This window comes from Pedobacter sp. W3I1, from assembly GCF_030816015.1.
GTDB lineage: Bacteria > Bacteroidota > Bacteroidia > Sphingobacteriales > Sphingobacteriaceae > Pedobacter.
This window is the reverse complement of sequence record NZ_JAUSXN010000001.1, coordinates 5269764-5289887: the sequence shown is the minus strand read 5'-3', so window position 1 is coordinate 5289887 and position 20124 is coordinate 5269764. Positions and strand designations below refer to the sequence as shown.

Here is a 20124-nt window from a genome sequence, read left to right as displayed (position 1 = left end):
ATAATAGATGATTAACTACATGGAAATTCAGTATTAAACTACCTTCTTAAAATCTAAAATAATTACCAGATCTTTAATGAAATCTATAATTCTCTGTAACACTTTTTTAGGCAAAAATTTAATTACTAAATTTATAAATTTTATTTTGCGAGGAGTGATACTTCTGTTGCTAATATTATTCGTAAGGTAATTTTGGAAATCTATTTTAAAAGAAGGCTTTATGGTCTTTAAAAAAGTAATATTATGATTATCTAATTCTCTTCTGTAATCAATCATCATCGTATGTATAACCGGCCATTGTGATTTGGAAATATTGTGTGCTCTTCTTGATAAACTAGATAAGCTGTAATCAAATGAACTAAAATGAAAGAATGTCAATTCTTCAGCTCCGTTAACTATTAACTCCTTTTTTTCTCGAGCGATATATCTTTCATTAAGATTCCAGTAAGCCACATTAAGCCCAACATTTTTTGAAACAATTACTTGATCATAATAAATCGGTATCAAATTGATCCATAACTGATCTACAAATAATCCATCACTTGGACGGTTAAAACATAGATTTAAGGTTCTTTCTTCCCACCAGTTTAAAAAATCTAAAGAATTTTTGTCGGAACGAAGCATAAGAAACCCTAGATTGTATAAGCCGTAATTGAGGAAAGTACTTTCAGTAGGGATTGAATCTATGGGTTTTGGGTAAATAACATGTGGAGTAAGTAAGATCGAAGAATTGCCAAGTTCAGTAATTAATCTATCTATATTTCTAAAAAAGTATAGATCTGGATCTAAATAAGCAAATATCGTTTCCTTTAGCTCACTGATCAAGTATTTAAAAACTGACGGCTTAACAGATGTGCATAACTCAACCAATTGATATTTTTTAGTAATGATATCGAAATTGGGAACAATATTATTATCCAGAGGGATTATTTTATGATTGTAACTATCGTATTTAATTTGTTCGTCCTTAATATCACATAAAAATATAATAAATTGATGTGATTGGGAACCAGTTCTAATTAAGGACTGTCCAAGCGTAAGAGCTTCAGCCAAATAATTATTAGTACAAATTGTAAAACTTACCAAAGGTGTATTATTTTCTAAATGCAAATATATTTAATTGAAGGTCCCAAAAAGGTTTATATAACCTGTGTTCGAAAGGGATTGGTAAATTGTCCCAAGCCTCTTTGATATAAAATCTAAAACCAGATTTTGTTAAAATCCCTAAAATCTCAGAGAGGGTCTGTTTACAATCAGGTGAACTATGATATTCTATAAAAAGATTTTCTACATTCGAAAGGTTATCCTCTATATCCTTTAATACTAAATATTCAGCCCCTTCTATATCAATTTTTAAAAAGTCTATTTTTTGTGTCAAAAAATCTTTTTAGCCTTATTGTCTCAACATTTATTATGTTATCAACATTATCTTCATTTAACCTGCCAATATTTCCACCGATTGACCCTGTTGACGAAAAAGGAAGTGTTGCAATTTCGTTCCAAACGGCCTTATTTTCAAGTATTATATCTGTATAGCTAAAAATTTTAAGATTGTGTTTCAGGATTTCATAAATTTTAGGATCTGGCTCAAAACCAAGGACTTTTGAATTTGGGAAAAGTTTTTTAAAATAAATAATACTGAGGCCAATATTAGAGCCACAATCGATTATATATGGCTCCTCATTTGTACTTGAAAATTTATAAGTATTTAAATAGAAAATTTCTCTTAATGAATGAATATACCAAAATGAATCAATGATTGTTATTTCCTTTTTAAATATCATTGCATTCATGCGTGGCTTGTTACTATTCATTAATCTGGCCAGTTCAAAAAAAGAAATTTCCAAGTTTTGTTTACAATAGTTACTAAAATGTTCTCCTTTTCTTACCTTAAACCTGATAAGAGTTTTAATATTTTTGATGAAAGGTATTACATTTTCTAATCTATATTTTCCCATTGAAGCTTTTCGAATGAATACTTTTTTATTAGTTTAGCGGGATTCCCAGCTATCATAGAATAATCTGGAAATGATTTTGTGACAACACTATGTGCTCCAACAACGCAATTTTTTCCTAGTATTACTCCTGGCAATATTGAAACACGATATCCGATAAATGAATTTTTACCAATTACAACTTTTCCCTTTGATATAAGATCTTGGGTTGCAATTCTATTAGGTGAAGTCGGATCAATGCCATGCGTATGGTCAGAAATGTAGACATACTCACTCAATAGACAGCATTCTTCTATTGTTATTTCTTCTATAGCTGTAATACAAGGATAATTTCCAATATTTACATGATCACCAATTGTGATTTTTGGATTAAATTTTTGCGAACCATATTTTTCGATAGCACTAAGCCAAGCATTTCTTCCGATCGTAGAATTAACTCCAATCTTGATGTTTTCTCCTCCATCAATCTGCATTGGTGAATATAGCGATGAATTTAAACCAAAATTAATACCGAAAGGATTGTATGAGGAATTATAATTTTTTATTAATAAACTAATTATCTTGTCCCTGATAAACGATTTAATTTTTTTTATCATAAGAAAATATAGATGGTTCATTTAATATTCCAACCCACTTATCCTCCAGAACGGATTCATTATGAGTAATAATAGTTATTTTTTTTCTTGGCTGCCAGTGATCAATTATGACATTGTTGCTAACTATGGCTATGTCAACTTCATAGCTTCCTTTACTCAAAGGTAATCTTAAAGAGAAGTGTAAATCATAATTTCCAGGTTTCATCTCTAAATATTCTTTGCCATTGTCTCTACTGTTACAGCTAAATATAATATTTTCTCGATGATCCCTTATTATGAAGCCAAATTCACAATTTATTAAATTAGTATTAATGGTTAATTCGAAAACAAATTCGCTATAATCCCTTGAATTTGCTACAAATTTCTTTTTATTGCCATCTGTGAGATAGTATTCTTTAAATGAAGCAGCTTTATTGAGCTCCGTATTAGTTCTTAAATTACTTTCATTTATTTCCGATAAATTGAAATATTGTTCAATAACGAGCGAAGCCTTATCCGCAAATGTGATCTTTCCTTTATTTAATAAAATTCCATGACTACACAGTGCATTAACAGCAGCCATATTATGACTCACAAACAATACCGTCCTTCCTTCCCCCTTACTTACTTCACCCATCTTACCCAAACATTTTTTCTGAAACTCTGCATCACCCACAGCCAATACTTCATCTACAATTAAAATCTCTGATTCCAAATGCGCAGCAACAGCAAAAGCCAAACGGACATACATACCTGAAGAATATCGTTTAACAGGAGTATCGAGATAACGTTCAATGCCCGCGAAATCTACAATTTCATCTAATTTACGTTGGATTTCTTTTTTACGCATGCCCAGGATTGCGCCATTTAAAAAAATATTTTCCCGGCCTGACAATTCAGGATGAAAGCCGGTGCCCACTTCTAATAAACTGGCTATTCTGCCTTTACCACTAATTTTACCGGTAGTAGGGGAGGTAACTTTACTCAGTATTTTAAGCAACGTGCTTTTGCCTGCACCATTACGGCCAATGATTCCAACGGCATCACCTTGTTCAATTTCAAAATTGATGTCCTTTAAACTCCAAACGATATCGCTCTCACTTTTGGTGTTTTGATTATTGCTCTCGCCAATGCGTAAAAAGGGATCTTCTTTGCCACGAATTCGGGCGTACCAACGCTCCAGATCACGACTGATTGTGCCTGTTCCGATCTGTCCTAATTGATAGGCTTTACTTAGGTTTTCTACTTTAATAGCAATATTTTTTGACAATGTTTAGCGGTTAGGGTTTAGAGGTTATTGAAGAATGGTTAGGGTTTAGGTGGTTAGGGGTTTGTTGTGAAGCTTATATTTCTCAACTTTTCGCATTAATCTGTGAATTTCTGAGCCCACTCAGCTTAATCGTTATGTTTTTTAATTTTCGATCGGTACGTTAAATATTCTTCGTCGGTTATATAATCAAGGTCCATGGCTGCGATTAAATGATTTAGGGTTTCGAGGGTAGTGGTATAAGTCATATTTGTATAAGCGCTTTGTCTCTCATTGTGATTTTTCCTGACCCTTCGGCTAAACAAGCACCAATGCTGCTTACTGACCTTTTAATTTGGCTAATCAACCCAAATGTTTCTTCTTTCGGAAACTTAAGTGTTAATTGATAAATGTCTTTTCTAAAAGATCTGGATAGTTGCCAGACTTCTAATTTTTCAAATGAGTAGGTGTGCATATTCCTTATTTTTTATAGATAAAATAAATAAGGGATGATTGATATGAATATATAAATTTTTTACTAACCCTTCTAAACCCTAACCCTTTAACCCGCTACACCGTATCAACAAAATTCCGCTCCACTTTATTAAAAATCACGATTCCAAATACCAATAAGGCCAGTGAAACACCAGTGGCATAACTTAAACTTCCCCAGCTAAAACTTCCTTCACCTAAGAAGCCATACCTAAAGGTTTCAATAATGGGAGTCATTGGGTTATATTTAATCATCCAGGCATATTTTGGATATTTTTCGATTGCGGTAGATAGGGGATAGATCACAGTGGTAGCATACATCAATAATTGCACACCAAATCCCACTAAAAATGCAAGATCGCGATATTTTGTGGTCATGGCTGAAATAATCATTCCAGTGCCCAAACCCAGTAAAGCCATTAATACTACAATAAGAGGGAATAAGCAAATTGCCCAGCTAATGTTAAAATTTGCGCCAGAGAAATAATAATAGGCCATTAAAATTAGAAATAAGAGCATTTGTACTCCAAAGCGTACCAAATTGCTCACCACTATGCTCAGTGGCATGATTAAGCGGGGAAAATAGACCTTCCCAAAAATCGCGGCATTATCTCTAAAAACGGTTGATGTTTTGGTCAGGCAATCTGAGAAATAGTTCCAGGCGGTAATACCGGCCATATAAAAAAGTGGCTTAGGCAGGCCATCCGTAGATATTCCTGCTAGATTCCCAAAAATAAAGGTAAAGATGATGGTCGTAAACAAAGGTTGGATAAAAAACCAAAGCGGACCCAATATCGTCTGTTTATAGAAAGAAACAAAATCGCGCCTAACCAACAGCCAGAGCAGATCGCGGTAGGCCCAAACTTCGTTCAGCTTTAAATCGAATAAGGAAGCTTTAGCCTCAATGGTCCAGCTGTGCTCTTCGTTATGCATGATTGTTTATATTCATCGGCTTTTAATTAAATAATAAGGTCAATATCTTTTCTCGATATTTTTGGTAACCAAATGTTTCAAAGCACATGTCCTGAATCGCTTTGGCCTCATGCTTTTCTTTTTGCAGAGCCATAATGATTGCTTCACCAATTGCTACAATATCATTTGGATCCAGCAGAGTACCCAGTTCGCCATCTAATAAGGCATCTCTACTGCCATCTGCATCGCCACCAATTACTGCGCAACCATAAGCAGCAGCTTCGATAAAAACGAGTCCGAATCCCTCTGCTTTACTTGGCATTACAAATGCATCAGCCAATTGATAATGTAAGGCAAGCTCGTGTTCTGGCACAAAGCCGGTCAGTATTACGTTTTTTTTGAGGTTAGCTTGAGCTATGAGTTTTTGAATACGTGCTGATTCTGCCCGATCTGCTTTTCCAACCAACAAGTAAACCAAATCTGGATAAACCTTAATTACCTGCTCTAAGCATTCGATCACCAGATCATATCCTTTATACTGTTCTGATGATGATAAACGACAAATGCTTAACAGTACTTTTTGGTTATCGCGAACGCCATATCTTGAAAGGAGTGAAGCAGGTTTTAAAAAGGATTCGCTTAATTTAAAATAAGGGTCTAAACAGTTATTTAATATTTTTATCTGAGCACTGGCTATTCCATGTTGCTGTATAATTTGATCTGCCGTATAGCGGCTTACCGCCCAAATCTCTATTTTATTAAGCATTTGCTTTTTCCAGCTGGCAAGCGAATTCCAGATTTCTATCCCATGCGCAAAAAGTACGATACGGATGTTTGGTTTTAGCGTTTTGATGATCCGGGCAAAAAGCAATAAATGTACATGACTTAAAACAACCACATCTGCTTTTAGTCCCGCTTTGATGGCAGCTAAACCAAAAGCTAATTTTTTACCATTATATCCTTTAAATGAACTTTGTGATACATAAGCCAGGTCGGGTTGATCATCATACATCGACAATACCTGGTATGACTGGATTTGGGAACCAGCTTTGAGGTCGTCAAGTGTTTTCGCAAAGGTTTTACTTACCTTTTCTATTCCTCCAGTTAAATTGAATGTATGTAAAGTAAGAAATAGAACTTTTTTGTCTTTCAACTTGTTTTCCCTAAACCCTAAACCCTAAACCCTAAACCCTAAACCCTAAACCCTAAACCCTGTTAAACACCTGATAAAGCACCATCACTTTGCTCCAGTGTAAATTTCCCTGCCTGAAATCATCAACCATTGCTGAAGCGAATGTATTATCGCCTGTTTTTATCGAACGGAGAAAATGCTCGTCTTTTTTCAACCAATCCTGAAAAGGGAAGGTAAAGCCCATTTTTTTGCGGTGCCAGATTGCCCTGGGGAGCATTTTCGAAAAGGCTTCTATCAAGAGCGATTTTGGACGCTCACCTTTAAATTTCAATTCACTATTTATTGCGGCCAGGGTTACAAGTAAATCCTGGTCTAAAAAAGGAACCCTGACCTCTACACCATGTTGCATGCTCATGGTATCGGTATCTTTAAGCAATTGATTTTGCATGTATAAATTGCATTCTAACCAACTTGCTCTTTCACCATCATTTAAGTGATTAGGAATAGGGTTGATCGATGTATTTTGAAGTACCTGGTCAACCTTTGCAATTGAGCAAGATAATAATTTTGCGATTTCGTCAGGGGTGAATATCCCCCTTAAAAAAAGATACTCACCCACGGTGTTTTGGTAACTTAAATAATATCCCCTTTTTAATGCAGCCTTTTTAAAACGTAGGCTTTTTCTAAGAATAAATGGAGGCAATCTTTTTAATTGTTTAATCCATCCCATCCGTTTAAAAGAAGGGTAGCCGCCAAATAATTCATCTGCGCCAATGCCAGACAGAACAGCTTTTAAGCCATTTTCTTTAGCGAAATAATTAACGAACCACGAATTAATGCCATCGGATGTGGGTTGATCCATGGCTTTTAAGGCTGCAGGAAAATGTTCAGCGAAGAGGTTAGGGGTGATGGTATACTCCGAATGATTGCCCTGAAGCCGTTGAACGATAATGTCCTGAAAAACTTTCTCAGAAAATGCTGTTTCTTCAAAGTTGATAGATATGGTGTTAAGCATGCCAGAGCCTGAAGTAGTTTTAGTTTGAATTTCATCAGCCAGCAAACTCAAAATGCTGCTATCAATCCCACCACTTAAAAAAACACCGATTTTGGCATCAGCTGAAAGATGTCTTTTAACCGAGCGATATAAATTTTGTTGTATGCCAGTTTTGGCCTCTTCATAATTTGTGATCTTCTTGAATACCTGTTCCGGAACATAATTTTTGATCTCAAAAGTATCAGATTGATGTTGCCAGATCAGATAGTGGCCTTTGGCCAGCATTTGCACTTCGTTTAAAGTAGTATAGGGCTCTGGTAAGTGTCCGAAGGCCAGGAAATAGATTTTCCAGTCTTGCTGTTCGGTATAGGAATAATCGGTTTCTGCAAAAGCTTTAACTTCCGACGAAAAAACCAGATGTTTTTCAACGGCTCGATAATATAGAGGTTTTATCCCTGACGGATCGCGGACCAGAAAACTCTGTTGGTGGTCAGCATCGTACAAACAAAATGCAAACATTCCTTTAAATCGGTCGAAACTTTCAACTCCCCAGGCGGCATAAGCTAATAGAATAACTTCAGTATCACTTTCGGTTTTAAACTGAAAGCCTAAATCCTGAAGTTCCTTTTTTAACAACAGGTAATTATAGATTTCGCCATTAAAAGAAATAACCACTTTACCGTGCTGATAAATCATGGGCTGGTGTCCTTTGGGCGATAAGTCGATCAGTGCTAAACGCCTGTGCCCCATTACAATCCCATCGCCGGCATTGGCATAAAAGCCCTCACCATCAGGGCCGCCATGCGCCATGATATCGCACATGCCTTTAACCTTCTGTTCGATTTGATCTATTGATCTGTTTTTATCAATTATACCTGCAATCCTACACATAACGCCCCATTTTCCATCTCACCTCATTCCTCTTACATTCCACCAGGACACAGCTTCGCCCTCTCAGTCACATTTTCTTTTAAAAAAATAACTGACGTTTTATAAAAATAAGTCCCTTTCACACATCTCCCTGAACACAGTTCAGTATTTTTTATTTAAATTTTGCTACTTTTAGCCCCATGTTTTCTGACCCCGGACCTCCGTCTTCTGACTATCTCAAATCTAATATCTCACATCTTTAAAACGGTTCTACAAACGCAATAGAAGTATTAATCTCAATCGCGTAGCCCATATTTTGTAAACGTAAAATAATACGTTGTTTATTTTGTATCGATACCAGTTCGGCCAGGATCCCTTTAAATGGACCTGCTTTAATCAGCACACGTTCACCTGGTTTGATGTCGTATTCAAAAACCTCAAGATCTGCATCAGTAGCGAGCAGAAGTTTAAGATCTCTAATTTGTTGTTCGGGTATAGACGCTATTTGGCTGGAGAAATAGATAAACCTGGCAATGCCATTGGTCATCAAAACTTCAGCATATTCTTTGGCCGAAATATACACAAACAGATAAGACTTAATCAAAGCTTCCTCGACTATTTTTTTACGGTCGCTCCATTGTTTAACCGTCTTTTTTAGTGGTAGATAAGAAGTAATGCCCTTTCTCGTTAACTCCTCATGTGCCTTTTTCTCAGCCCTAGAACGCGTATATACCGGATACCACCTGTAATTTTGATCAATCATTAAGCTTAATCTTTATAATGAAACCTTCGTACATATGCACCCCTTATCCATTTTACCTCTTCCATATCCTGTCGTAAGCCAATAACCAGTTATCAATTTCCAGTTGACAATTTTAACCAATTAACCTTTTCTTTATCGATTTCCATCTTCAGTTAACCACTCAAGCAATTAACCATGAACTATTGACCAATGACCAGGTATCAGTTTTCACATGGCAGTTTTCAATTAACCAGTTTCAATAATTAACCAATTAAGCTTCCATCATCCCTTTTCCATATTACATTCTATTTACTTCTTCTTCCAAAACATCCACCACTTACGGTTTTCATCTTCATAATAGCCTGAGCCCGAGTATCCCGAATAATCAGAATAATAATAGGTGCTGTTGCCTCCACCGCGGCTGTAATCAGTGGTATAGTAATTAGCATATAGGGCATCATCGCCAAAGGCGTTTAACACAATGGCCATATTGCTTAATCCATATTCGCGCGATAATCTTTCTGGTATAGCAGCTGCCTGTGTTTGCGAAACGCCTGAGCGGATGACAAATAGATTTACATCTGAATTTCTGATCAATGGAATGGCATCCGAAACCAGCCCCACTGGTGCAGTATCAATCAAAACATAATCATATTCTTTTTCCAGGGCTTTCAATAAATCGCGCATGGCGGCGGTGTGTAAAAGCTCTGAAGGATTTGGCGGTACAGGGCCTGACGGAATAAAGTCGATATGGTGTACTTCATCATGTATGAGCACATCTTCCAACTTGTGCTGTCCGGATAAAACAGAACTCAAGCCTCTAAGGTTATCGTTTCCAAAAACTTTGTGTAACCTCGACTTACGTAGATCGGCAGCAATTAAGATTACTTTTTTCTCAATTAGCGCAAGCGTACCAGCCAGATTTACGGTCACAAATGATTTGCCCTCACCAGATATTTCAGAGGTAATGCAGATCACCTTGCTTTTTTTATGGCTAGCCAAAAAGCTTAAGTTGGTTCGGACGGATCTGACCGACTCGGCGAAAACTGATTTAGGTTTAGCTATTGATAAGGCCTGACGGTTATCCTGATCGATATAGTCCGGAAACTTGCGGATTACACCAATAATTGGAGTGTTGGTTAAACCCTCAACAGTTTCCTTATCGTAGATGTAAGGATTTAAAAATCTGACCAGTAGGATTAAACCCATGCCGGCACCTAAGCCAAATAAAATGGCGAAGGTATAAACCTTATTCGAGTTTGCGGAAATAGAATAATAGGAAGGGTAAGCCAAATTGACGATGGCTGCACCAGATACCGTAGCAGCAGCGTTCATTTCAGCTTCTAATTTTTTCTCTGATAAATAAGAACGCACCTTGTTGTTCACCTCAAAATTAGTGCTGAGTTTTACAAAGTTTTGTTCTTTGGCAGGGATGGTGCTGATGTTTTGATTTACACCAGAAATTTGGCTGTCAATATAACGAATGGTCTGCTCATTATTATTGCGCATGGCACGTACATTGCTCCTAATGCTCGCTTTTACATTGGCAATCTGTTGGTCTATTTGTTTTACAGGTTGTGAATCTGCATTAAACTGATTGAGTTTAAGTATTCTGTTGGCTAATAAGGTATTGAGCTGAGTAATCAATGTACCCAGTCCGCTATTTAAATCGCCCTCAATATCCAAACCAATCTCAACCTTTGATCGGTTATTGTTCACCTGGTCTTCGAGTTGCTTAATCGCGAGCTGTTTAATATTCAACTCTGTTTTCTGCTTCTCAAAATCTGATAGTTTACCAATAGTTAAAGAGGTCGCAGATCCAAGATCAATCATTTTGTTTTGGGTTTTGTAGTTTGCCAAAGTGTTGCCAGATTTACCCGCCTCAGTATTGATAAAACCCAATTGCGTATCGATAAATTGCACGGTTTGTTTAGCCGAACGCTGTCTCTGGATCAGATCGTAGCGCACATATTCTTTCATGATGGCATTAAGCATATCGGCAGCAAAAACAGGATTGCCATCCGTTAAACTTAAACTCATTACATTGGTAAATCGTGCGGCCTCTGCCATATTTAAACCCATGGCCCGTCCTATAAAATCTTCTTTGGTATTGAATTTAAAGCTATAATCGCCTTTTGGAACAATAGATTTAATGCGGAATTGCATATTACCCATGTTTAGCACTTCACCATAACGGTGTACGGTCTGTTTAGCTTTTTCGTTATTTGGATCGCTAATGCTAAAGCTTTTATTGTCAATAGCTTCAATATTATATAAACCCCTGCTAAAGTTAACTGAATCCTGTTGTATAATTTCGATCTGGAAAGGAATATTTGGATAGAGTTCGGTAATGCGGATACGGCCTTTTAAATAATAAGAGATTTTGTAATCCAGGTTAGCAATGGCATTGAGTACAACATCATTACTGCGGATTACAAAACTTTCTGCCTGAATTTTATCCGTATAATTATAAACCTGTGTGGGCATCTGGTTATTGGTACTCACACTTGGGTTACTGTCCTGAAGTTTAAGCGATGCTCCGGTTTGGTATATGGGTGGTGTATAAAGTACCTTTACTTTGGCTACAATCAGTGCAATGGCAATGCAGCCTGCAATCCAATACCACCTGCTCCAAAATACCCGGAATATTTTATAAAAGTCGATTTGTTGACTAACAGCCTTAACTTCTAAATCTTCTGCTCTTTCCATTAGCGTGTTACTGTAAAAATTAATACGGCAAGGTTAACAACCACGAGTAAGGGTTGTACAATATTATTAAAACTCTGCAGTTTCTCACTTAGTGCGGTACCCTTAGTGGGCTGTAGCACAATGATATCATTATTCTGTAATATCAGTTTTTTGCTCGCCAAACTATTAATATCAGTTAAGTTTACGTAAATAATTTCAGGATGGCTGCGGTCACCGCGGATAATTTTTAAGGTTTTAGGATCTGCAGTTTTGGTAATGCCTCCTGCTTCCCCGATAATTTCAATTAAGCTGGTATTGTCTTTTTCCAATAGAAAGTTTCCTTGTTTACTAAATTCGCCCAATAAGGTAACCTTCAGGTTAACCACAGTTAAGTCGATAATGGGATCTTTAAGTAGTTTTTGCTTATAAATATCCTGAATTTTGAGGGCAGCTTCCCGCCGGGTTAAGCCAATTACTTCTACTTTTCCAATAGCAGGTAAGTTCACCATGCCATCAGGCTCTACAGGATAGGAAAGTGTATTTTGACCATTTCCAGTGGCCACAGCATTGCTTGTTGAACTTCCAGAAAGATTGGTGCCAGATGTTGCCCCAAATTCGGGATTTTGTACATTTCTGATGGCCAATTGATCGCTGACCTTGATTTTATAATATGCGTCGCTTATGCCCTGATCATTCACTACGTAAACCTGCTTTATGGTATCTGTTACAATATCGCTTGGCGCATTAAATAAACTATGTTGTTTGCGTACTGTGCAGCCTGATACTATACTAAGAATAATGATGCAGAAGAATAATAGGTAGGGAACTAAATTATATCGGGTCATAATCTTAAATATACATGTCTGGTTTTTACTTTCATGTATTTAAGCAAAAATACTTGTTTAAAGGGAATAATGGCATTAAAAAACAGACTTTAAAGAATAATCATCTTTTGACTAAGTTAAATCCTCGAAAAAACAAAAAAATAATCTGTTATGCATATCTGGGGCTCTGTATAACTATTTGTTCAATGGAAAATAGCAGTTGATAATTGTCAATTATAGGTGTATTTGTAATATTTATAATACAGATTTTAAGTAAATTTGTTTAATTTATTTGATCATGCGAATTATTAAACTACTTATTTTTCTCTGTATTTTCTTTTTTGCAGAACAAAATGTATTCGGACAGCAGGGGTGTTATGTTTCAGCAGAAAACACCATATACATTACCGATGCAAATGTAAATTATACTTATTATTTTTTGTTTATACCAATTGCCGGACCCTATAGGGTATATAGTAATCCCTATTCTACAGTTGGCCCTAGTTGCCCGCGGGCACAATTGGGAGCGAATACAGGAGTGTCATGCTGGAAAACCCCAACTTCGTCGTTAACTTTAGGAACTGTTTACAATTACACCTTGTTAACGCCACCAGCATCGTGTCCAATTGACAACCTTACCATATTTATGATCGTTTTTTCTGCCGTAGGGGGATTTTTGATTATTAAAAGAACGGTTTTGTATCAATAGGCATTCATTCTCCTAAGTTGTTAAATCGATTGAGGTCGGAATCCAACAATATATGCCAGGTTTATCTTAATGTGTTCATAAAATATGATTAAGAATGGAGGCTATCTTAAGATTTTATAACGCCCAGAAAGTTTAATCTATTGAGATTGATAGCGGTACCCCGCATGAGATCATACATGAAGTCCAATTGTTGTTATTAAGGTCATGCTTATGTGATATTTTATTAGGCTGTTCGTTTATATAATGCACGAACGAGATACAATTCCGCTACCCAGCAGAATGTGACTTTATCAGGCTGCACAGGAAATAACCGCAAATTACTTGGGGCTGATCCAGCCGATGTGTAACAGCCCTCTCATTTAATCCGATTTTGTAAGTAATTAGGGTTGGAGTGAAGGCTATGAGGCAGATTATGGTTATTAATCCGGCAAATGGAAGAGTCTCAAAGCAAATACATCTGAAAAGTGGCTATGATTATTGCGCCTCAACCCAAAAGGGAGTATGTTTTAGTTTTGGAGGTAAAAATAATACCGGTTATTATGTTGTAAAATCATTATCAATTGATTGGCTTTACATGTCGCATTTCTTCGCTAAGTTTAACTCGCTTACTCATTTATCGCTATAATGGCGCTTATTTTGTCTGATTTAACAGGTTTATTCGTGTTCTAACTTATAAACCGTTAGCTTTGTAGTGAATCATCACAATTCGTCGTCCCTTATGAAGTTTTTATTAGTGGTATTGCTGCTACTTGTCAGTTCGTTGACATTTGCACAAACCAATCCTTCGGGATGTATCATTGTTTTCCTTATGGTACTGTAGCAGCATATAAAAATGTATACTCAACTCCACTTCCATCAGTTTCTGTACCAGCCGGCCAAGCCGCTGATATCTTGGGTAAACCTGTTTATGATGGACAAGGGCTTAGTTTTGCCGTTGATTTAGCTTGTTATAAAGATCCTGTTCCTAATACGACAAGAGAATGTGTTGTAAGAGCCGGGACATCTGGTTCTTACTGGTTCAGTGTTATCATGCTCAACGTTTACTACTGGATCATATGATCCAAGTGCGCCATACAAAATAGAAGGCTTGAATAGTTCATATTATAGCAAGCAATAACGAATTTAATTTATCCCTGTCCCATAGATGATTATATTCCCTTTATTATTGATTTCATGTTTGGGATTTGCGTTATTAAAAAGAAACACATTTAACAGTATTATTTAGCAAATTACAATAATTGTAAGGTTATATGAAAACAATGTCTTATTTGCCTTAATTAATTCGTAATGTCGATTAGTTTACCTCCATATTGATAAGCTGTTAGATAACAATAAAGTCTTAGTTTATTGATACTCATAATTAAGTACAAAAATATGATTTCTTGTATGATTATATATCTTTACGGGTGCTTTTAGTAAGGTATTTGTACTTTTGTATAAGTCCCTATCCTTAATCTTCATGAAGTGTCATTTAATATTAATTGTATTACTATCCCTAATTACCTCATTTTCTTATGGTGCGATAGTTACCGGTTGCCAGGCAACATTAGGATCTAATACTATTTACTATGTCCGCGATGGTACGATTTTATTTAATGGTGTTCCCCAATATCGGAATGATAATTTTACAAATAGGTACACGCTGGCTGAGGTTTACTGTTATGGCGGACTTGGCAATGGGCAGGGATCGTGCTATATAAAAGGTTATAGCGGACCAGGAGACGATTTTGGTACGTTGGTTTCTTTTTCCACCAGCCCTACTGATTGCTCAATAGACGACTATGCTCCCCTTGCATTGTTTGCTTTAGCCGGAATTGGCACATTTTCGCTCACCCGTTTCAGGTTTAAAACCACTTAATTATTAAGGTTTTATTAAAATTTTTTTAGCCTTGTTCGTTTTGTTCATGATAATTGTCAAGGATTTCTGACTTTGTTTCAAGCTAACTCTTTATTTTTTCTTGGTTTAATCGCTCCCTGAGGCGTTTTTGTGTAATTATAACGAGGAATAAGAGTGTCATATTCTATTCATATTCATTCCTTGTAATAATTTAATTATGTCTTTTTGGTTAATTTTGTAATATTAATCTTACTATTATTTAGGAATTGTGTTTGATTTATACCATCACTAGTTCCAAAATTTAGTTGTCTATTATTATAATTTTTTTGCCGCAGAACATCTCTGATAATGGGAGTTACGTATGTGCACCCATTAGTACCAAACAATAATGTCGAAATATCTCCTTTTAACTGTATTGTCAACAGTTTTATTTTTCTTGTTTATATCACCATCATTTTGTCAAGTCACTGGCCGTGGCTGCAATCTGGGAAATTCTGTAGCAACACAATTTTTGGGGACTGCCATTTACAATAGTGATCCTAGTCAATCTGTTCGTATCTATAAAGCTAACTCTCCTATTGTGCCTATCATCACAGGCAATGGCTACAGCGGATACAGATGTGGGTATATAAATGTATATCCTGCAGGTTCTAGATATGTTTCTGCTACAAATTCTACAGTATCCTATAACGCAGCAAATGAAATTACTGCAACCTTTAGTACAAGATGTGCAACTGCCACTTCTTATTCTTCAAATTTTATTAGCGGCAGCGGTAATGAAGGAACTGAGGTAGATTATAAGTATAACGATCCCGCATATTATTCTGATGCTGATCCAAGTTATTCGTGTGCCAGCCAGCCAAATAATTTACCTATTGATGATTACATTCCTTTTATTATATGTTCTACTGGAGTTTTTGGCATCATCATTATTCGTAAAAAAAGGTCAACTCATATATAGTCATAAGCAATTACTTTTGTTCTTTCTTGTAGTTGTAAATTTGCATCACCAAGGGCCATAGTGCTGATATAGTATTGAACAAAAAGAACAAGCTTTTTAAGGGCTTTCAAGGGTAAATTTGAATAAATCATTCCCGTGGTTTATGAAAATGTTAAAGCTCTTTCTTATAGTATTTATTTTGTTTGTTCCTTGCAAACTGTTTTCGCAAGTGGTGGGTGAAACTGCGTGCAAATCAAATGTTGATGGGTTGATATATCGCGATCCTGCATCAGGTTTGGTAAATACTGTGTTAGGCTTATTGCTGGGTCCTGGTTATGGTTCGCAAGTGAGCGGAACATTTAATCAATATGGGCCATGTGTGTCATATAAACAATATTACTATAAACCTATAGGTGGGGCTTGTCGAATCTGTGCCACAGGGTTTGTTCTTAATGTGGTACTGTTGTGTAATGGTGCGATAAGTACAGGAACACCCGGTACTTTAGTTGAATATGATATTATAGACTGCAATCTCGACGATTATTCCTGGACCCTTGGCGCCGCCGCAGGCATCTTTGGCGTATTTGTCATCAGAAGAAGAAATAAACAATAATAATCAGTTTCCATCTAAATTAATATTGTCGTTTGGATGTATCTATCAGGATTGAATGGTGATTGATTATATTTACCGCAGGTTTCTTTCATTCGTTAAAATGAGATGACCCCTGTAGATTAAATGAAGATATCCCTTATTACAGTCGTTTACAATGGAGAAACCTTTTTACAGGAGTGTTTTAATTCTGTAATGGCGCAAACTTACCTGGATGTAGAATACCTGGTGATTGATGGGGGATCGACAGACCGAACGTTGAATATTATTCAGGAGAACCAATCTCATATTGATTATTTTGTTTCAGAAAAAGATAAAGGTTTATACGATGCCATTAATAAAGGGATCCAGAGGGCAACAGGAGAGGTGATCGGGATTTTAAATGCCGATGATGTATTTGCAAACCCTGATGTATTGGCATCAGTAGCCAAAACCTTTATCGATCAGCCGGAAATAGATGGACTTTATGGTGACCTCAATTACATCCATCCCACAACACCTAAAATTATCAGGACGTGGAAATCACGGCAAAACACCTTTCAGGATCTTAAAAAAGGCTGGATGCCTGCACACCCCACGCTGTATTTGAAAAGATCTTTGTTTGAAAAAAACGGCGATTATGCCTTAGATTTAGGTACTGCAGCCGATTATGAATTGATATTACGTTTTTTTTATGCCCATAAAATAGAAGCAGTTTATCTGCCTGTTTTAATGGTGAATATGCGCACAGGTGGTGTAAGTAACCAATCATTGATGAGCAGGGTCTCTGCCTTTGTTAATGATTATAAGGCCCTAAAAAGAAACCGCGTGCCATACCCACTTTTGGTCGTGATCAGGAAAAAGCTGAGTAAACTCAAACAATTTTAATCCTTTATCCAGGCGGTATTATCAATATAGAATTGTCATGCTGAGGGATAACTATTGTATAAAATCAATATAAATAACAGCGGGATTTTAAGGAGATAAACGGTCTCGAAGTATCGTCATCGACCGCAATGGAGAACCCGAAGGCTCTGCGAAGCAAAATCTTTTAATATAGTCCAAAGATCTCTCCACTCCGCGTTGCTCCGGTCGAGATGACGCCGATTTTAGAATCTGTTATTGCGAGAAGGCTTTTTCAGCCGACAGCCTGCCCTGATTTTCGGGGAAGCAATCTTACAACGATCGCTAAGCCTGTGCTTTAAGATTCCCGCCTGCGCCTATCGTGTGGACACATCTTTTTTAAGAATGGTTTGGGCATCATGCTAGCTGGCTTTAATAAACCACAGTCTTTACCGAAGGACGCCGTCAATCCCAAGTGGCGGGAGAATCAAAAAAACAGGTGCACAATGGCCCAAATAGCATTACCAAACCTGAAACGCAGTGGTTTTGTGTTCGTTAGCACTGAATTCAATTTTAATATAAATTGAACACAAAACGAAGTGCCACTGTTTTTTTGGTGAGCGTGGGCGGTGAGAAGCCACATTGCTGGATTGACAAAGCGCTTTGGGTACTTTGGCGCTCCAAAATGCGCCAGCATTCTTGAGCACAGATAAAAACAACATGATGTGCGAAAAACTACCATGCCCCCGCGGCAAAGAGCGGAAAAATCAACATTTGTATCTAAAAATTAGTTTTTAGAACCAGAATCTTTTAATAGCAGGAAAGATGCTGAAATAAATTCAGCATGACGATCGCCTTAAGAAAAGAGGTTATAAATACAAATCTAGGTTAACGAAGATGTGTCCACACGATAGGCCTGCGCGGGAAAGACGATCACTCTACTGGATCTTTCATTGATAGCAACTCCGGCCTTTCTGAGGCAATCTGATGTGGCGATCAGCAAAACACCATTATAAATCCACCTCACATTTGATTTATATCATGTTAAACATTTTACAGCGCAATCTTGTTAATCTAAGTATAGTTATATTTGCTCCTAAGTCCCAATAAGTTTTGCTTAAAGATATCCTGAATACCAACCCAAACTATTTCTGTATCGCCATATTTATTTTGGCTTTTTCAATCGTAATTATTAGTATTCCAAGTATAATCTATACTTCTTTAAAGTATGGCCTTTTTGATCAGAACGACCTGTACCGTAAAAACCATAAACGCAATATTTCACGTTTAGGTGGCTTGGCCATTGTAGGTAGTTTTACCATATGTATTTTGCTGTTTTCTGCTATTATTAATTTTAAAGAAGCTAACTTTTTAATAGCATCGTGCATCATCCTTGCGGCACTTGGCTTAAAAGATGATGTTTATGGTACCAATACCAGTACAAAATTTATTCTGCAAATAGTGGTCGCCTTTATTCTTGTTTTTTTTGGTGCCTTTCGTTTAACAAGTTTGTATGGTGTGCTGGGTATAGGAGATATGGCGCCGTTATGGGGAAGCCTTTTTTCGATTGCATTGATTATTTTCCTGAATAATGCATTCAATTTAATAGATGGGATTGACGGATTAGCAGGTGGAATAGGCATCTTAACCAGTCTTGTTTTCGGTATCTTGTTTTCTTCAATGGGGCAGGTACCTTATGCATTTATTGCCTTTGCCCTGGCAGGTGCTATAGCAGGCTTTTTAAAGTACAATTGGTTTCCTGCTAAAATATTTATGGGCGATACAGGCGCACTGATCATCGGGCTTATTTCTGCTGCGCTCGCGATTAAGTTTATAGAACTTAATAAGTTTACCGGTGTGATTAAACCAGCCTTTTATTCTGCGCCAGCAATAACGGTAGCCATACTGATTGTACCTGTGTTCGATTCTTTAAGGGTCTTCACCATCCGAATTTTAAAGGGAGGCTCTCCGTTTAAGGGCGATCGTAACCATATCCATCATCGTTTAGCGCAGTTGGGATTAAAGCCCAGCCTGATCGTAATTTCTACTGCCGGGTTTAACCTGGCTACAATAGCTGCCACCATCTTCCTTCAGCATCTTGGAAATTTCGTGTTGATTTTGCTTATTATTGGTCTCTGCATTGCGTTTAATAGTTTGCTTACCTTAAGCTTATTTAAAAAGAAAGGTAAGTAAAATTAATTCAGCAGGTGTTCTCGCACTTTAGAAATTAGTCTAATTTTTTGGAAAGCAGGTATAGTGCCCATCGGTTAAGGCAGTCCTTCTTTGCGCTCCTATCTTTTTGTGAAGGGAAGTGGGTGATGTTAGCAGTGCAACAAAAAGGATAGCCGCTACAATAAGGTTTATTTAACAAAGGCTTGTGGGGCAAAACCATGCAGGATATTATCTGTAAAATTAAAGGCTGTCTAATATCGCTTTCCTTGCAAAAAGGAAGTTTCCAGCCCCGGTCGCAGCGACATCCCCGGAGCGTAGCGCAGGGATATAGCGGAGAACGGGAATAAACTTTAATAGTTATACAGTCTTAGCGCTCCTAAAAACGAAATTATTTTTTAAGCAGATGTTTTTGTGCTCTAGAAATTAATTTATGTTTTTTGGAAAGCAAGGGTAGTGCCTGTCGGCTGCCGTAGTCCTTCTTTCCGCTTCTATCTTTTTGTGAAGGTTAGCAGGATGTTGTTGGTTGGTGCAACAAAAAGGATAGCCGCTACAATAAGGTTTATTTAACGAAGGCTTGTGAATAAAACCACAGTCTTATATTAGT

At 36.9% G+C, this 20124-nt stretch carries 16 protein-coding genes and 1 pseudogene; 6 read left to right on the top strand and 11 right to left on the bottom strand.

Annotated features, from left to right (window positions below; translation table 11 throughout):
• Nucleotides 1-33: 33 nt before the first annotated feature.
• The 11 genes and pseudogenes from QF042_RS21705 to QF042_RS21655 form a co-directional block, all read right to left on the bottom strand.
• Nucleotides 34-1110, bottom strand: a complete 1077-nt coding sequence (locus tag QF042_RS21705; RefSeq protein WP_307532188.1) for a hypothetical protein — start codon at nucleotides 1108-1110, stop codon at nucleotides 34-36.
• Nucleotides 1094-1784, bottom strand: a pseudogene (locus QF042_RS26420) (FkbM family methyltransferase). Before QF042_RS26420 ends, QF042_RS21705 begins: the two are co-directional and overlap by 17 nt.
• Before the next feature lie 155 nt (nucleotides 1785-1939).
• Complete coding sequence (locus QF042_RS21690) at nucleotides 1940-2551, bottom strand: DapH/DapD/GlmU-related protein (RefSeq protein ID WP_307532185.1); 612 nt, start codon at nucleotides 2549-2551, stop codon at nucleotides 1940-1942.
• Nucleotides 2535-3800 carry an ABC transporter ATP-binding protein gene (locus tag QF042_RS21685; RefSeq protein ID WP_307532184.1) on the bottom strand — a complete coding sequence of 422 codons (1266 nt, stop codon included), beginning with the start codon at nucleotides 3798-3800 and terminating at the stop codon, nucleotides 2535-2537. The genes QF042_RS21690 and QF042_RS21685 overlap by 17 nt, the downstream gene beginning before the upstream one ends.
• A gap of 241 nt (nucleotides 3801-4041) precedes the next feature.
• Complete coding sequence (locus QF042_RS26415; RefSeq protein WP_373459092.1) at nucleotides 4042-4251, bottom strand: four helix bundle protein; 210 nt, start codon at nucleotides 4249-4251, stop codon at nucleotides 4042-4044.
• Between the two features lie 95 nt (nucleotides 4252-4346).
• Entirely contained in the window at nucleotides 4347-5201 is an 855-nt protein-coding gene (locus tag QF042_RS21680) for an ABC transporter permease (protein ID WP_307532183.1), read from the bottom strand.
• A 22-nt stretch (nucleotides 5202-5223) separates the two neighbouring features.
• The gene (locus QF042_RS21675; RefSeq protein ID WP_307532182.1) at nucleotides 5224-6333 is read right to left on the bottom strand and encodes a glycosyltransferase family 4 protein; all 1110 of its coding nucleotides are present in this window, start codon (nucleotides 6331-6333) and stop codon (nucleotides 5224-5226) included.
• A gap of 52 nt (nucleotides 6334-6385) precedes the next feature.
• Complete coding sequence (asnB, locus tag QF042_RS21670; protein WP_307532181.1) at nucleotides 6386-8197, bottom strand: asparagine synthase (glutamine-hydrolyzing); 1812 nt, start codon at nucleotides 8195-8197, stop codon at nucleotides 6386-6388.
• A 238-nt stretch (nucleotides 8198-8435) separates the two neighbouring features.
• Entirely contained in the window at nucleotides 8436-8939 is a 504-nt protein-coding gene (locus tag QF042_RS21665; RefSeq protein WP_307532180.1) for a UpxY family transcription antiterminator, read from the bottom strand.
• 288 nt (nucleotides 8940-9227) lie between these two features.
• Nucleotides 9228-11627, bottom strand: coding sequence for a tyrosine-protein kinase (locus QF042_RS21660; protein ID WP_307532179.1), 2400 nt, complete (start codon nucleotides 11625-11627; stop codon nucleotides 9228-9230).
• Nucleotides 11627-12451 carry a polysaccharide biosynthesis/export family protein gene (locus QF042_RS21655; RefSeq protein ID WP_307532178.1) on the bottom strand — a complete coding sequence of 275 codons (825 nt, stop codon included), beginning with the start codon at nucleotides 12449-12451 and terminating at the stop codon, nucleotides 11627-11629. Before QF042_RS21655 ends, QF042_RS21660 begins: the two co-directional genes overlap by 1 nt.
• Nucleotides 12452-12728: 277 nt before the next feature.
• Between QF042_RS21655 and QF042_RS21650 the strand changes: the two genes are divergently transcribed.
• The 6 genes from QF042_RS21650 (at nucleotide 12729) to QF042_RS21625 (ending at nucleotide 19541) form a co-directional block, all read left to right on the top strand.
• Complete coding sequence (locus QF042_RS21650) at nucleotides 12729-13139, top strand: hypothetical protein (RefSeq protein ID WP_307532177.1); 411 nt, start codon at nucleotides 12729-12731, stop codon at nucleotides 13137-13139.
• Nucleotides 13140-14598: 1459 nt separating this feature from the next.
• The gene (locus tag QF042_RS21645) at nucleotides 14599-14997 is read left to right on the top strand and encodes a hypothetical protein (RefSeq protein ID WP_307532176.1); all 399 of its coding nucleotides are present in this window, start codon (nucleotides 14599-14601) and stop codon (nucleotides 14995-14997) included.
• 367 nt (nucleotides 14998-15364) lie between these two features.
• A complete protein-coding gene (locus QF042_RS21640; RefSeq protein ID WP_307532175.1) occupies nucleotides 15365-15937 on the top strand; it encodes a hypothetical protein in 573 nt (190 codons plus the stop codon).
• A gap of 142 nt (nucleotides 15938-16079) precedes the next feature.
• Complete coding sequence (locus tag QF042_RS21635) at nucleotides 16080-16529, top strand: hypothetical protein (protein ID WP_307532174.1); 450 nt, start codon at nucleotides 16080-16082, stop codon at nucleotides 16527-16529.
• 123 nt (nucleotides 16530-16652) lie between these two features.
• Nucleotides 16653-17393, top strand: coding sequence for a glycosyltransferase family 2 protein (locus QF042_RS21630; protein ID WP_307532173.1), 741 nt, complete (start codon nucleotides 16653-16655; stop codon nucleotides 17391-17393).
• A gap of 1068 nt (nucleotides 17394-18461) precedes the next feature.
• Nucleotides 18462-19541 (top strand): MraY family glycosyltransferase, encoded by a 1080-nt coding sequence (locus QF042_RS21625; protein ID WP_307532172.1) that lies wholly within the window; start codon nucleotides 18462-18464, stop codon nucleotides 19539-19541.
• Nucleotides 19542-20124 lie beyond the last annotated feature (583 nt).